12 protein-coding genes are annotated in these 14,517 nt (G+C 72.7%); 2 read left to right on the forward strand and 10 right to left on the reverse strand.

The window, feature by feature from the left end; translation table 11 throughout:
- Window positions 1–112 precede the first annotated feature (112 nt).
- From OG272_RS34205 to OG272_RS34230, 6 genes are all read right to left on the reverse strand, one after another.
- Complete coding sequence (locus OG272_RS34205; RefSeq protein ID WP_328506086.1) at window positions 113–2,071, reverse strand: putative baseplate assembly protein; 1,959 nt, start codon at window positions 2,069–2,071, stop codon at window positions 113–115.
- A complete protein-coding gene (locus tag OG272_RS34210) occupies window positions 2,071–2,514 on the reverse strand; it encodes a GPW/gp25 family protein (RefSeq protein ID WP_086750113.1) in 444 nt (147 codons plus the stop codon). The genes OG272_RS34205 and OG272_RS34210 overlap by 1 nt, the downstream gene beginning before the upstream one ends.
- 86 nt (window positions 2,515–2,600) lie before the next feature.
- Window positions 2,601–4,502, reverse strand: a complete 1,902-nt coding sequence (locus OG272_RS34215; RefSeq protein WP_326577190.1) for a VgrG-related protein — start codon at window positions 4,500–4,502, stop codon at window positions 2,601–2,603.
- A complete protein-coding gene (locus OG272_RS34220; RefSeq protein ID WP_326577188.1) occupies window positions 4,502–5,227 on the reverse strand; it encodes a LysM peptidoglycan-binding domain-containing protein in 726 nt (241 codons plus the stop codon). The genes OG272_RS34215 and OG272_RS34220 overlap by 1 nt, the downstream gene beginning before the upstream one ends.
- Window positions 5,228–5,243: 16 nt before the next feature.
- Window positions 5,244–5,669, reverse strand: coding sequence for a phage tail protein (locus OG272_RS34225; protein WP_037695699.1), 426 nt, complete (start codon window positions 5,667–5,669; stop codon window positions 5,244–5,246).
- Between the two features lie 89 nt (window positions 5,670–5,758).
- Window positions 5,759–8,824, reverse strand: coding sequence for a hypothetical protein (locus OG272_RS34230; protein ID WP_405895449.1), 3,066 nt, complete (start codon window positions 8,822–8,824; stop codon window positions 5,759–5,761).
- A gap of 433 nt (window positions 8,825–9,257) precedes the next feature.
- Between OG272_RS34230 and OG272_RS34235 the strand changes: the two genes are divergently transcribed.
- Window positions 9,258–9,491, forward strand: coding sequence for a hypothetical protein (locus tag OG272_RS34235; RefSeq protein ID WP_405895450.1), 234 nt, complete (start codon window positions 9,258–9,260; stop codon window positions 9,489–9,491).
- 428 nt (window positions 9,492–9,919) lie between these two features.
- Here OG272_RS34235 and OG272_RS34240 read toward each other — a convergent pair whose 3' ends face one another.
- The 4 genes from OG272_RS34240 to OG272_RS34255 form a co-directional block, all read right to left on the reverse strand.
- Window positions 9,920–10,078, reverse strand: coding sequence for a DUF6760 family protein (locus OG272_RS34240; RefSeq protein WP_193241757.1), 159 nt, complete (start codon window positions 10,076–10,078; stop codon window positions 9,920–9,922).
- Window positions 10,075–10,641: a hypothetical protein gene (locus OG272_RS34245; protein WP_327727735.1), complete on the reverse strand. Its 567-nt coding sequence runs from the start codon at window positions 10,639–10,641 to the stop codon at window positions 10,075–10,077. Before OG272_RS34245 ends, OG272_RS34240 begins: the two co-directional genes overlap by 4 nt.
- The gene (locus OG272_RS34250) at window positions 10,641–11,084 is read right to left on the reverse strand and encodes a phage tail protein (protein WP_033526822.1); all 444 of its coding nucleotides are present in this window, start codon (window positions 11,082–11,084) and stop codon (window positions 10,641–10,643) included. The genes OG272_RS34245 and OG272_RS34250 overlap by 1 nt, the downstream gene beginning before the upstream one ends.
- 71 nt (window positions 11,085–11,155) lie before the next feature.
- Window positions 11,156–12,733, reverse strand: a complete 1,578-nt coding sequence (locus OG272_RS34255; RefSeq protein WP_326577175.1) for a phage tail sheath subtilisin-like domain-containing protein — start codon at window positions 12,731–12,733, stop codon at window positions 11,156–11,158.
- A 268-nt stretch (window positions 12,734–13,001) separates the two neighbouring features.
- Between OG272_RS34255 and OG272_RS34260 the strand changes: the two genes are divergently transcribed.
- Window positions 13,002–14,459, forward strand: a complete 1,458-nt coding sequence (locus OG272_RS34260; protein WP_328224063.1) for a hydrolase — start codon at window positions 13,002–13,004, stop codon at window positions 14,457–14,459.
- Window positions 14,460–14,517 lie beyond the last annotated feature (58 nt).

Consider the following 14,517-nt stretch of genomic DNA (forward strand, 5'->3'; position numbering starts at 1 on the left):
GGCGCTGCAGGCTGTGCCCACCCGCCCCCACTCTCGGCTTCGTTCGAGCGGGGGGACCCCCATCGCCCTGCGGAACGATTGCCCACAGCGGGGACGGTGGGGACGATGGCCCTCACTGCTTGTCCCCGATCACGCGGACCCGGTGGTCGAAGGAGAAGACCAGGGACGGGGGAGAGAGGTCGATGCGGTTGGTGGGGTCGCCCCGTTTGCCGGTGAGGGGGTCGGCGGGGTGGAGCTGGACGTCGTCGACGAGTTCGACGCCGGGGACGCGTTGGAGGACGGCGAAGACCTCGCCGGACTGGACGGGGCGGCCGAAGGGCCAGCCCCGGCCGTCGGCGCCGCCGGTCAGCGGGTCGAGGTGGCGGTAGAGCGCGTCGTGGGCCTGGCGGCGGACCCGGTCGGTGTCGGTGCCGCGGAAGGCGTGCAGCGTGGCGACGACGGTGATGCCCTGGTAGAAGGGCGGGCCCACCGCCAACCGCGTGCCAATCAGGCGGCGTTCGTCCAGGTGCCGGGTGATGCGGCGCAACAGCGCGTCGCCGGGGACCAGTTGCTCGAAACGGAGACGGCCGCCCGGGTCCGGGACGGCTTGCGGGACCACCAACACCCGTACCGCGTACGCCCCGTGCTCGCCCTCCTCGCCCTCCAGACAGGTGATGCGGGCGGTCTCGGGGGCCGCGCGGCGGGCGAGTTCCTCGTAGTCGCGCAGGGTCACCGCGCGTTCCTGGGCGCGCAGGGTGATCGGCGCCCGGACCTTCGCCTCCTCCACGGTCTCGGCGTCGACCCCGCCGCGCGCCGCCTCACGGTTGACCACCTCGGAGACGTACGGGACGGAGGTGCGCAGCACCCGGATGGCGCCCCGGGCGACGTTGCCGGCCCTGCCCCCGCCGGTGCGGTAGCGCACGGCGCGGATGACGGCCCCCTTGGGGGCGACGGCCCCGTACTGGCGCAGGGTGCCGTCGGGTTCCCGTACCGCCGGGCCGAAGGCGATCTCGCCGGTGGCGGAGTCCAGGGTGATGTGCCGGTCGTACGAGGTGGACGCGGCGAAGGACGCGACGACGTCCCAGTCGGTCCAGCCGTCGTGCTCGGCGGTCTGGAGGAGGACGGGCGGGGTGTCGCCCACCACCGGGAAGTGGGCGAGCCGCAGCCGCTGTCCCGGCAGGCCGGTGGACTCGCCGAGTGCCTCGTCGTACACCGTCTCGGCGTGCACGACGGTGGTGGTGCCGCCGATGGTGAAGGCCTCGGCGGCGCGGACCGTCGGCGAGGTGGTGTAGAAGGGCTGGCCGGGGAGGGGGTCGGTGACCCGGCAGCGCAGCCAGCCGGCCTCCTGCCCGCCCGTGCGGGACAGGGTGTGTCCGCCGGGCATGTGCAGGACGACCTCGCCCGGACGGTTCAGGCCGCCCGTGCCGTCACGGTCGACCTCGCACGTCGTCCAGCCGTCCTCGGTCCACGCCTCCCAGACCAGCGGCGGCTGCCGCGGGTCCACGCCGACGCCGTCGACCACGCTGTCCAGTTCCAGTACGACCGCGCAGTACGGTACGGCGGCGGTCAGCCCGAACAGCATGCAGTCGCCGGGCCGCGGGGACTCGGCGAAGCACATCAGGTCCTTGCCCTCGGCGAGGTCGGCCGTCCGGTCGGCGACCGGCTCACCGGGAAGCTGGGTGACCAGATACCGCAACTCACAAGGGACGACGGCCAGGTCGCCCTCGGTGGCGAAGACGACCGCCTCCTCGCTCTCGGTGCGCACGGTGGCGACCTCGGTGCCCACGGACAGCACGACCGGCTCCTCCTGCGGCGCCGACAGCCAGAACGTCACATCCGTGCGGGCGGCCGAGGGAGGGAACAGGGTGATGCCCACCAGGTCCAGGAACGCCAGATGGTTCTTCTCCGGCACCCGGTTGAGCCGGTAGACGATCTGGTCGGCCATGTGGGCGACCGTCTCCACCAGGGTGACGCCGGGGTCGGAGACGTTGTGGTCGGTCCACTCCGGGGCCCGCTGCTGGATGTAACGCTTGGCGTCGTCGACGAACTGCTGGAAGCGGCGGTCGTCGAGGTTCGGGGAGGGCAGGGCCATCAGCGGTCGCTTTCGGGACGGTCGGAGCCTTCGGAAGCCAGGTCCGGCTCGTCGTGGGAGGGGATGACGTAGAACGGGAAGACCAGGCTGCGCGGGTTGTTGGTGCCGCGGATCGCGTAGCGGACGTCGATGAACAGGACGCCCTGGTCGGCGCCCGCCGTCACCTCGACGTCGGTCACCTCGATCCGCGGCTCCCAGCGGTCGAGGCTCGCGTACACCTCGTGCTGGATACGGCCGGCGGTGGCCTCGTTGACCGGCGCGAACACCAGGTCGTGGATGGCGCAGCCGAACTCGGGGCGCATCGGCCGCTCACCCGGCGAGGTGGCCAGGATCAGCCGGATGGCCTCCTCGACCTCGCGCTCCCCGCTGACCAGGGCGATGCCCCCGGTGGGCCCGATGCGCAACGGGAACGCCCAGCCGGATCCGACGAACTGCTCGGCCATCGTGGGCCGCCCTCCTTCTGAAGTACGTGGGTGCTCGAAGTACGTGGTGTGCGAGGTGAGTGGGGGTGCGCGTGGGCTCTCGGCCGTCACCCGAACGGATATTTGACCGTGTTGACGAAGAACCCCCCGAAGATGTCGACCTTGACGGCCTTGAGGCCCAACTGGCCCACGGCGTTGATCTGCACGGTCCCGGCGGCGTTGACCGTCGCCGCGCCGGCCGCGCTGAGGTTGAGGGCGCCCATCGCGTTCACGTTCACCACACCGCCCAGCGACCGGAGGCTGACCAGCCCCTGGCCCTGGAGGTTGAGGGGCCCGCCGCTCCTGATGGTCACGGACCGCCGCGCGCTCAGCGTCAGATCGGTCCCGGCCTTCACGGACACCGACGTACCGCCCGTGATGCTGACGGCGCCCTTGCTGTCCACCGTGATCTCGGTCTTCGTCCGGTCGAGGTTGATGATCAGCCGGTCGTTGCCGGTGGCGAGGCGGACGCCCTGCTTGCGCAGGCCCGTCTGCTGGCTGAGCAGGTCGACCCGGTTGCCCTCCCGGTCGGACAGGGTGTGCCGGATCGCCTTCTTCTTGACCGGGTCGTGCAGCCACACGTCCTTCACGGGGGTCGGCTTGTCGACGCCGTTGTAGAGACCGCCGATGACGAACGGGTGGTCGAGCGCGCCCCGGTCGAAGGCGACCAGCACCTCGTCCCCGACGTCCAGCGGGAAGATCCCGCCGCCGCCCTTGCCGCCCATCTGCACGGTCCGCGTCCAGTCGCTGACGTACGTGTCGTCCAGCCACGGGAACTGGAGCTTCACCCGGCCCTGCTTCAGCGGATCCTGTACGTCGGTGACCAGCGCGTTGGCCACGCTCGGCAGCCGGGGCGCCGCCGTACCGCCACCCGACGTCAGGCCGAAGAGCGAGCGCCACTGCCGGCCGCTGACGGTCACCCAGGTCTCGTAGTGGCTGCCGTCGCCGAAGGAGTGCCGGACGGAGGTGCAGGTGTACTTGCCCTCGAACGGGGCGCCCACCTCGGTGAGCGTCACCGGCACACCGGGCCGCAGCTGCGGGTTGCCGCGCACCGTGACCTCCAGCTCGGCGAAGGAGGAGGTGATGTCGTCGGCGAGGGAGCCGGCGGCGTGCGTGACCTCGCTCTGGAGGTCGTACGGGACGTCCGTCTCGACCAGCTTGGCGGCCTTGAACGCGCCCGCCGCCTTCTGCGGGGTGCTGCCGATGGCGATACCGGGGTGGGAGTTCGCCGGGGTCGTCGCCGTGAGCTTCTTCTTCGTCGTGACGTTCCAGCCGCGCGCCTCGACCCTGCCGACCTGGTCGGCCGCGGTGACGGCGGCCCGGCAGCGCAGGATGTCGACCCCTGCCTGCAGCACGAAGGGGCTCTTCTCGCCGGGGGTGCTCGTCGGGGGCGCGCCGGACGCCGGCTTCGGCTTGACGAACTGGAACTTCCCCTTGGCGTCCAGCGACATCACCATCTCGTTCTCGTCGGCGAGCCGCGCCAGGAAGTCCCAGTCCGTCACATTGGACTGCGAGATGAAGTCGTAGACCGTCTTGGTGCCCTGCACCTGTCCGACCGGGATGCCGTTCATCCCGGCCAGCTTGCGGGCGATGTCGGCGGCCGTCTGATTGCGGTACGCCGCCACCCTGCGCACCCGCATCAGCCGGTGGCCCGGGTCGTAGCCGCGGACGACGGTGAAGGTGCCGGTGCCGTCGTAGTCGGTCTCCATGCCGGTGACCTCACCGGTGAGCAGCGGGGACGCCGCGCCCTGCCCGTCGGCGACGGGCGCGATGACGACCTTGGTGCCGAACCTGACGTTCAGTTTGCCCAGCAGCAGGCCGTGCGGGTCCCGGAAGGTGAGCCGGAACGCGCCGGGCACCCCGGCTCCGAGATCGACCCACCCGCCGACCAGCAGATCGGCGTACTCCGGCGGCAGCTTCGCGCCGTCGAGGGTGACATGGATGACGTTGGAGAAGGACGGCTTCACCATCAGAAACCCACCTCCTCGGCCGCCGGGAGGACGAGTTCGATGCCGGTGGGCAGACGCGTGGGATCGTCGATGCCGTTGGCCTCCGCGATCGCCCGCCACGCGGACGCGTTGCCGTACTCCCGCCACGCCAGCGACTGGAGCGAGTCGCCCGCGACGACCCGGTGCACACTCCGCGCGGTGAGCGCGCCCGAGGTCGGGTTCTGCCCCTTGGTCGTACTGGGGATCTCGTGCAGCGACATCCGGCAGGTGGCCCGGATCGGCACACCGGTCGTCCCGAACAGCGAGTACGTGACGTCCACGGAGCTGACGTACGCCGTGAAGCGGGCCGTCGAGAACGACCCCCACTGGAACACCACCCACGGCGGCGACGGCTGTTTCGCGGCGAGGCTCTTGGTCGTCACCTCGCAGCACGACAGCAGCGACTCCACCTTCTTCAGCACCGTGGTGCCGCTCGGCTTGTCGGAGGAGTCGAGGAAGATCTCGACGTTCATCTCCCGCGCCTCGGGCCCCATGAACTCCGGCAGGGCGCCGTCGCGTACGGCCGCGCTGATCGTGGTCTTCCACTGGGCGCCCCGGCGCAGCGTCAGCTCCGCCGGATTGAACTCGAAGCTGAACGTCTTCATCAGCCCGCCCGGCGTCGTGCTCGTCCCCACCGGCGGCTCGTGAATGGCCAGTGTGGCCCGCACGAGGCTCTTGCCCGCGCCGCCCTTGCTGCCCTTCGCCATGTCCTGTGCCCGCCCCTCAGTCCGTGAATCCGTGGTGCGTGATCTCCAGGACCTCGGTCGCCACGCTCGGGTTCGCCGGGTCCAGGGACGGCCCCTGCCAGCTCACCGGCAGGACGTCGATCAGCCCCCAGTGCGCCACCTCCGAGCCGTCCGCGCGCAGTGCCGCGATCTGGGCGGTCGGGCGCTTCACGCCCGTCGCCACGGACGAGATCCACGCCGCGACCTTGGCCGTGTCCGGGGTGAGCGGCCTCGTCAGCCGGATGTTCGAGAACGTCACACGTGACGGGAACTGCCAGACGAACCCGTTGTTCCCGCCCTCCTGGCGGTGCTCGATCTCCACCGTCGAGGACAGCCCCTCACACCCGTTGAAGTAACCGAGGCTCTCGCCGTCGATCGTCAGGGTGAAGAAGATGGTGGAGCCCGGGTCGAGATCGCGGGGCATCGGGGAGGGCCTTTCTGCGGACAGGGGTCGGGTGGTGCGGGTGGAGCGGGTACGGGGCGGACGGGTCGGTTGGCCGGGGCCGATGTGGGTCAGTGGCGGGGGTCGCGGAGTTTCCCTACGCGCTCGCGGTCGAGACGTAGTTCGGTGCGGACGAGGCGGGTGATCCGGCCGATGAGCTTGTGCGTCAGCTCGTCGAGCTGGAAGTCGGTGAGGGAACGGGGGTCGAACTGGGCCTTGGAGGGCTCGGCGTTCTCGGGGGGTGTCGAGGCCGACGAGGTACGCGGGGGGCGTGCGGTCGCCGTGACGGGTGAGACGGCCGAGGTCGTGGTGGCCGGGGTGGGGCGAAGGGGGATGCCGGGGGCTCGCTGGATGGGTGCGGGTGCGGGTGCGGTGGGTGTGGGTGCCGGTGCCGGTGGGATGAGGGGTGCGGGTACGGGGGTGGCGCCGGGGGGCTTGGGGGTGGTGAGGGCCTGGCGCTGGGCCACTGCTCGGGCGGGGAGCGGGCTCGGCTTCCGCGGGGCCTGCGAGGGCGTCACGGGGGCGACGGCCAGGGGGAGCGCGGTACGGGACAGAGGGGCGGGCTTGTCCGCCGCGAGGCGCTGCACGGCGGGGCCGGTGCCGGGGGACGACGGGCGGCGCAGGGGTACGGCGGCCGACGTCGCCTGACGCTGGAGGGCGGGGGGCGGTGTCGTGGTGGGCAGGGCCGAGGTGAGCGCGCGGGTGGGGGTGAGGGGGCGTACGGGGGTGGGGGTGGGCGCGGGCCGAGAGGGCTGGGCTTCCGTCGCCGCCGGTGCTGGGGCAGAGCTTGATCGTTCAGGGGTGTGCGGGGTCAGGCTGTGCCGGGCCGGGGTGTGGGGCGGCCGAGGGCCGGGTGTGGCCGGTCGCGCGGTTCCCCGCGCCCCTTGCGCCCCTTCAGGGCGCCGGCCGTGGACCGTGGGGGTCAGCGGGACGACGGCCGGGGCTGCCGGTGCGGGGTTCGCGGTTCCCCGGTGCGCCGTTGTCGCTCGCTGTACGGGAGACACGGGAGAGGGGCCGGTGGAGCGTGTACCGCCGGGAGCGCCGCGCCCGGAGAGGGGCTTCGCGTCCTGGGGCGGGGTGGAGAGGGGGGCGCCGAGCAGGGGGCGCTGACGGGGGGCGGTCGGGTTGGTGGTCGCGGCGTGGGCGCGGTCTGCCGAGATCGGGGCCGGGGCCGGGGCCGGGGGTGTGGGAGTGGTCGGTCCGGTCGGCTGCGGGGAGGGGAACGACGGCGGAGGAGTGGTCGCGGCGGCGGCCGGGACAGGGCCGGAGAGGGGGGCGCCTAGGCCTGTGCGCCGTGCGCTGCCGACAGTGCTCCGCTGGAGGAGGTGGGTGCCCGGGGTGGGGCCGATCGGGCCGGGCGCGGGCGAGTTCGGGGTGGCGGGTGCCGGGGGCGGGGCGACCGGGGGTGTGGGGCTGCTGGGGCCGGTTGCGGTCCGCTGGAGGACAGGGGTGCCGTGGGACGGGCCGACGGAGGGGGTGGCTTGGGTGCCGGTGCCGGTGCCGGTGCCGGGCGAGGGGTTGTCGGTGTTGGCCGTTGTGTGCGCGGTGGCGGTTGGAGTGCCTGCCTTGGCCGCCGCGTGAGGGGTGGGGGCCGTGCCACCGGTGTCGGACTGCGCCCGTTGGACGGTGACGGCTGCGCTGCCGGTGGGCGTACCACTGGAGCCGGCCGCCGTACCGACGGGGCTGGAGGCCGAGCCGGGGGCGGCGGTCGGTGCGCCGCTGGGGCCGGAGGTGGCTCTCTGGACGCCGGTCACGGCATCACCGGTGCTGGAGGGTGCGCCGCTGGGGCGGGTCGGCGTCGCGGAGGGTTTGGCCGGGGCACCGGCGGACGCGGCTGACGTACGGCTGGGACCGTTCGTCGTCCGTTGGACGTCGACGGCTCCGCCGGAGGGGCCGGTTGCGGTACGCCTGGGGCTGGGGCTGCCCACGGTCGTGCCGGTGCCGGTGCCGGTGCCGGTGCCCGAGCCGGAGTTGAGGCCGGAGCCGGTGTGGGTGGTCGTACCGGAAGTGAGGTCGGAGCCGACGACGTTGGTGCTGCCGGGGGTGGTGGTGGCGGGGCTGTTCCGCGTGCCGCTGGGGTTGATCACCGCGCGCTGGATGCCGGCCGCCGGGTTGCCGGGGGCGGTCGCCCGCGTGGCGGGGCCACCGGGTGTGGCTCCGCGACCTGTCGTCGTCCCGGCTGCGTCGCCCGCTGTGTTGCCGAGACCGGCCCCGGACCGTGGGGCGTTGGCCGCCGCGTCGCTCGGGCCGGCCGGTGCGCCGCCGGGGCCGCCCGGTGCTCCGGCGGAGCCGGTGGCCGTCGCGCCGGCGTTGGCTGTCGTGGGGCTGGCTCCGGTCGCCGCTCGCTGGATGCCGGCCTCGCCGGGTCCGTGGGTGGCGGGGGCGCTCCCGGGGCCGGTCGCCGTCCTGGCGGGGGCGGCTGTCGTGGGGTTGGTTCCGGTCGCCGCTCGCTGGATGCTGGCCTCGCCGGGCCCGGGGGTGGCGGGGGTACTCCCGGGGTGGGTGCCCGTCCCGGGAGGGCTGGTCGCGGTCCAGGTGGTGCCGGTGACGTTCGCGTCGGCGTTGGCTGTCGTGGGGTTGGTTTCGGCCGTCGTCCGCTGGATGCCGGCCTCGCCGGGTCCGTGGGTGGCGGGGGCGCTCCCGGAGGCGGTGCCCGTTCCGCTGCGCCCGCCCGGTGCTCCGGCGGAGCCGGTGGCCGTCGCGGCGGCGTTGGCGGCCGAAGAGCTGGACCCGGTCGCTGCCCGCTGGATGCCGACCTCGGCGTGTCCGGGGGCGGCGGGGCTGTTCCCGGTGTCGTTGCCCGTCCTGCCGGGGTCGGTTGCCGTCCCGGCGCGGCCGACTGCCGTACGGCCGGGACCTGTTGCCGTTCGGCCGGAGTTCTCTCCCGTTCGGCCGGAACCCGTTGCCGTGTCGCCGGAGCCCGTCGTCGCACGCTGGATGCCGAGCCCCGCGCGACCGGGGTCAGCCGCTGCGTGGCCGGAGGCCGGAGCAGCGTCGGGGAAGCCGCCGCCCGGCGAGTCGGCGCCAACAGCCGCTGCGGCAGGCGTCGTCGCCCCACGCGGGCCACCGGACGCGACGACCGGACTCGCACCCGAGTCGGCCGAGCCCGTCGCACCAGGCTTGGACGCCGTACGCACCGATGTGGTGCCGCCCGACGCCGAACGCTGCGGCGAGGCACTGCCGGAGGCCGGGTGCCCGGAAGGGGCGCCACCGGTAACGGTGTGCCCGGCGCCACCGCCCGACGCCGTACGCCCGGCCGAAGCACCGCCTGCCGTGGTGTGCCCGGACGAGGAAGGGCCTGACGACATCTGCCCGGACGAGGAGGCGCCCGGCGCCGCGTGCCCGGATGAGGCACTCCCCGGAGCCGTACCCCCCGACATCCCACCGGTCCCGGAAGTCTGCGGTCGTGCCGTCGGCAGGGTCCGTCGCTGGACGACGGGCGCGGTCGGGGCCTGGGTCAACGGGGTCGGACGGGCGGCGCGGGGCGGTACGGGAGTCACCCGGGGGCCGGTCGGGCGAGACGGTGTGACCTGGTGCGGCGCGCGCTGCACAGGCCGTGCAGCACTGGGCATGTCGGCGGGGGCCACCGGCTCGTCGTTCGCCACCGGCAGCGTGCGCGAGGGCAGTTCGAGTCCGGCGACGGGTGCCGCCGACGTGGTGAGGACGTCCCTGACGAGCCCGCCTGGTGCTCCGGGCAGGACGGCATGGGACAAGGTCCCGGTGAAGGACGGGTTCTGCCAGGTGCTCAACCGCCCGCTGAACCCGGCGTCCGCGACGACGGCCCGCCCCCCGGTGGCCCGCTGAATCGGAGCGAGCCCCTCCCAGCCACCGACGGAGACGCCGCCACCGACCGCAGTCGCCCCGCCGGCCCGCGTCGCCCCGTGGGCCGAAGTCGCCCCGCCGGCCGAAGCCGTTCCACCCACAGAGCCATCCCCGCCAACCGAACCATCCCCGCCAACCGAACCATCTCCGCCGACAGAGCCCACCCCACTATGGGAGCCCACCCCACTCCGGGAGTCGATCCCGCTACGGGAGTTGGCCCCACCAGGAGAGTCGGCCCCAGCACGGGAGCCCACCCCGCTAGCGGAGCCCACCCCAGGGGAGCCCACCCCAGCAAGGGAGCCCGCCCCGCCCCCCGGGCGGCTCTCCTCGCCCGAGCCACCCCCGTCAACCCCACCCCGGCGCCCCGCCGGACCGGCGGCGGCCCGTAGGCGATCCAAGAAGCCCACGTGTCAGCCCTCCGACCCGCCCCGTGTCACGAGGGACGCGATCTGTTCGGTGTAGCGGCGGCGGTCGTGGTGTTCGAGGTCGAGGATCTCCTCGAAGCTCCAGTGGAAGTGGTAGGCGACGTACGCGATCTCCTCGTGCAGCCGGTCGGTCGCGTACGTCACGATTCCCCCAGGCGGCTCCCGCCGAGTTCGACCTCGAAGGGCTCGGAGCAGTGGGGGCACTCCACAGCCGCACGGGTGTGGCCCTCCGCGTTGACCTGCCGGTAGAAGTCCTGCAGGAACGCGAGGTCGGACGCGAACATGTTCTCCACGATCCCGTCGTGGACCATCGGCAGGTTGCCCAGCCGGGTGATGACCCGGCCGAGCAGCACGACCGACAGATACGCCGGGTTCTCCTGCACGCGGACGTCGCGGAGCGGGATCAACTCGTCCCGGGCGGTGGCGAGACGCATCACGCCCTCCCGGTGGACGTTCCCCGCCTCGTCGACGTAACCGCGAGGCAGCTCGAACGGGAACTCCGTCCGCAGCCGCTGCGCCACCGGCGCGACGGCCGGAGCCGGAGCCGGCGCGGGAGCAGGAGCGGGAGCGGACGCGGAGACGGGGGCGAAGGCGGAAGCGGACGCGGCCGGAGCCGCCTCCGCGCCCATGCCCGCGCCCGGCTCCGTACCCGGGACGTCCACGATCGAGCCCGCGCCCGCGCCCGCCCTGCCAGCCGTACGCCGCATTACTCGATGACCAGTTCTTCGAAGACGATGGTCACGGTCTCGGTGAGCGCGGACGCCTCGCCGGCCTTGAGGGTGCTCGCGTCGATCTTGCTGCACCAGGCGTTGCGCATGTTGTACCGCTTCACCGGATTGTTCTGATAATCCATCATGATGATGGACGCGTTCTTGCGGGCCGAGCCCATCTGACCGTTGATGGAGTCGTTGATCCACGTGTTGAACGCGGCCGACTGGGTCATACCGCGGACCACGGTGCACTGCCCGTTCTTCTGCACACCGGGCAGAAGGTTGACCTCGGGCCGCCCCTGGGCGGAGTTCTGCTGGTACGTGATGACGTCCTGTTCGAGGGTGAGGCCGCTGACCTCCGCGAGGTACTCGACCATCACCCCGTCGATCTGCAGGCCGAAATTGTGTGAGGTAAGGGCGTCACCCGGCGCGAGACTCATCTGTTCTCTGTCCTTCTAGGGGGTCTTGAGGTGGGGCGTGCGAGGGCTGGGAGCGGGGAGGGCACCGCGTGCTACTCCTCCAGCTCCCCGTTGCCGCTGGAGAACTGGGCCAGCCGGAAGATCACGAACTCGGCGGGCTTGACCGGGGCGATGCCGATCTCGCAGATCACCCGGCCGAGGTCGACCGACTCCGGCGGGTTGGTCTCGTCGTCGCACTTGACGTAGTACGCGTCCTCGGGCCGCTGGCCGAACAGGGCGCCCTGGCGCCACTCGTTGACCAGGAACGCGGAGACGTTGCGCCGGATCCGGGCCCACAGCGCGTGGTCGTTCGGCTCGAACACCACCCACTGGGTGCCGATCAGGATCGACTCCTCAAGGTAGTTGAAGTACCGGCGGATGTTGAGGTAGCGCCAGGCCGGGTCGGAGGACATGGTGCGGGCGCCCCAGACGCGGATGCCGCGGCCCGGGAAGGCGCGGATGCAGTTGACGCCGATGGGGTTCAACAGGTCCTGCTCGCCGCGGGTGATCTGGAGCTCCAGGTCGACCGCGCCGCGTACGACCTCGTTGGCGGGCGCCTTGTGCACCCCGCGCTCGAAGTCGTTGCGGGCCCAGACGCCGGCGACGTGGCCGCTCGGCGGGATGACCCGGGACTGGCCGCTGGCCGGGTCGAAGACCTTGATCCAGGGGTAGTAGAGGGCCGCGTACTTGGAGTCGTACCCGGCGGTCTCCTGGCGCCATACCCGGATCTGACGGGCGTTGAGGCCGGGCGGCGGGTCGATGACGGCGACCCGGTCGCCCATCAGCTCGCAGTGCGCGATCAGACCGAGCTGGACCGCCTTGACGGCCTCCAGGTCGATCGCGCCGCGCTGGTAGGCGGCCATCAGGTCGGGCACGGCGACCATGGAGATCTCGTCCACGGCCTCCAGGCCGCCGAAGCCGGTGCGGTCGGCGGAGTCGCCGAGGTACTCGGCCGGGCCGGGGTGGCCGTCGTCCGTCGCGGCGGGCGTGACGGCGGCCGGGGCGGCGGGCGCCGCCAGGGCCACGGTCTGGTTGTCGGGGCGCGCGAGCTGCGCGGCCGGCGCCGTCTCCTGGACCGTGATGAGCTTGGAGCGCTCCTTGACCTGGGTGACGACGTAGTTGCGGCCGCCCTTCTTGGCGGTCACGTCGAACGTCTCCACGGCCTTGTCGCCGTCCTTGACGATCAGCCTGAACCGCTCGGCCGGGCCCTCGCCCTCGGGGTCGGCGACCTCGACGCTGAGCGAACCGCCCGCGATGGCGGTCACGCTGAACGTGCCCAGCTGCTTCGGCTCGCCCGGGGGCAGCGCGGCCGGCGCGGCGGACCCCGTCACGGCGGCCGGGCCGCCGGCGGACGCGCCGCCCTGGTCCGTGCCGCCGACCCGGACGACGTACGCGGCGCTGCCGCCGTTGTTGAAGAACCCGTACACCGAGTGCGCGAGGTAGTAGCCGTCGGTGAACTCGCCGAAGGCGGCGACGTACTGGGACCAGTTGGTCACCAGGGTCGGCTCGTTCAGCGGACCGGTCGGGGCCAGGCCGACGAAGGCGGCCACCGAGGTGCCCACACCCTCGATGGGACGCGAGCCGCTGGCCACCTCCTCGACGTAGACGCCCGGCGACAGGTAGGACGGCATGCTCTGCTCTCCTTGGGGTACGAGACAGGTCGCCTCTCACCCTCACGCGCGAAGCGCGTCACCCGAAACGTCCTCCGGTACCTGATCGGGGGCATCCTCGTTGCCCCCAGGGGCAGTCCGGCCGATCGGCGCGGACGCTCCCCGGCGGCCCGCGCACGCCCGCCCGGCGGCGGCGGCCCCCGTGCCCGCGCACGGTGCCCTTTCGGGCAGTGAGACCGTGCACCTTCTCCTCCTGACCGGGCTTCCGCTCTCCCGGTAGCGTCCTGACGTGAGCCTTTGGACTTCCCTCGAACCCGCCTCCACGACTGTGGACCCGGGGAGCAGTACGACGGTGCGACTGCGTCTGCGCAACACCGGTGACGTGGTGGACGAGTACCGCTTCGAGCCGGTGGGCGAGGTGGCTCCGTGGACGACCGTGGAGCCGCAGACGCTGCGGCTGTATCCGGGGACGACGGGGTCGGTGGAGCTGACGTTCGCGCCGCCGCGCACCCCGGACGCGACGGCGGGGCCGAACGCGTATGCGGTGCGGATCATGCCGACGGAGCATCCGGAGGCGGCGACCGTTCCCGAGGGAAACCTGACGATCACCCCGTTCACGGAGGTGCGGGCGGAGCTGGTGCCGCCGACGGTGAAGGGGCGGTTCCGGGGGCGGCCCAAGCTCGCCGTGGACAACCTGGGCAACACGAAGGTGACCGCGTCGGTCAGCGGCAGCGACAACGGTGACCAGCTGTCGTACGACATCCATCCGAGCAATGTGCAGATCGAGCCGGGGCGCGCGGCGTTCGTGAAGGCCACGCTGAAGCCGCGCCAGATCATCTGGTTCGGGTCCAAGGAGGAGCGGCCGTACGCCTTCGCGGTGAAGCGGTCGGGGGTGACACCGCTCGACGTCGAGGGCACCTACGTACAGCGCAGCTTCCTGCCGGGCTGGCTCGCCACCTGCATGGGGATCTTCCTGGCGCTGGCGATCACCTTCCTGACGCTGTGGCTCGCCTACCAGCCCAAGGTGATCAGCGCCGCCACAGAGCTCCAGGAGACCGCCGTCAGCACGGTGCCGCCGCCCAGCCCCTCGGCGCCGGTGTCGACCCCTCCGCCGCCCACGCCCTCCGCGCCTCCCGCGTCCTCGGCACCTCCGCAGGTGACGGAGACGGAGAGCGACAGCGGGAGCGCGAGCGGCGGCGACGGTGGTGGCGGCTCCGGCGGTGGCTCCGAGGAGAAGAAGAAGGCCGCGCCCACGGCCGCGACCGCCGTGCGGCAGCTGGCCGCCGCGGACCCGGGCGGCCGGCACATCTGCTACCGCGCCTTTGTGACGGGCAAGGGCTGGACGGCCCCCGAATGCGACGGCGACACGGCCGGCACGGTGGGCCAGGGCAGGTCGCTCAAGGCCCTCAACATCGCGGTGTCCGGCGTCAACGGCACGGCGAGTGCCGCGTTCGTCCACAACCCCGACTCCACCAACGGCCAGGGCCACTACAACGGGAAGCCCTGGTCGAACGCGAAGGACGGCTTCGACAACTACTTCGGCAGCTCCAAGGCGGGCGCCCCGGACATGCTGGGCTTCACCATCAACGTCGACAACGGCGGCCGGGGGGTCTGTCAGTCGGTCCACCAGAAGGACCGGGGCTGGCAGAACCTGGCCTGCGACAAGCCGGGCGAGGGAGAGCACTACATCTTCGGCGGCACCCTCGACAACGGCATCTGGCTCGAAGCCGTCAAGTTCACCGTGTGACAAGGCCGTTGGGGCAAGGCCGTTGGGACGGCTTCGGTGGCCGCCGGGGCAGCCGGGC

It is taken from the genome of Streptomyces sp. NBC_00104 (assembly GCF_045160825.1).
In the GTDB taxonomy this organism is placed as follows: domain Bacteria; phylum Actinomycetota; class Actinomycetes; order Streptomycetales; family Streptomycetaceae; genus Streptomyces.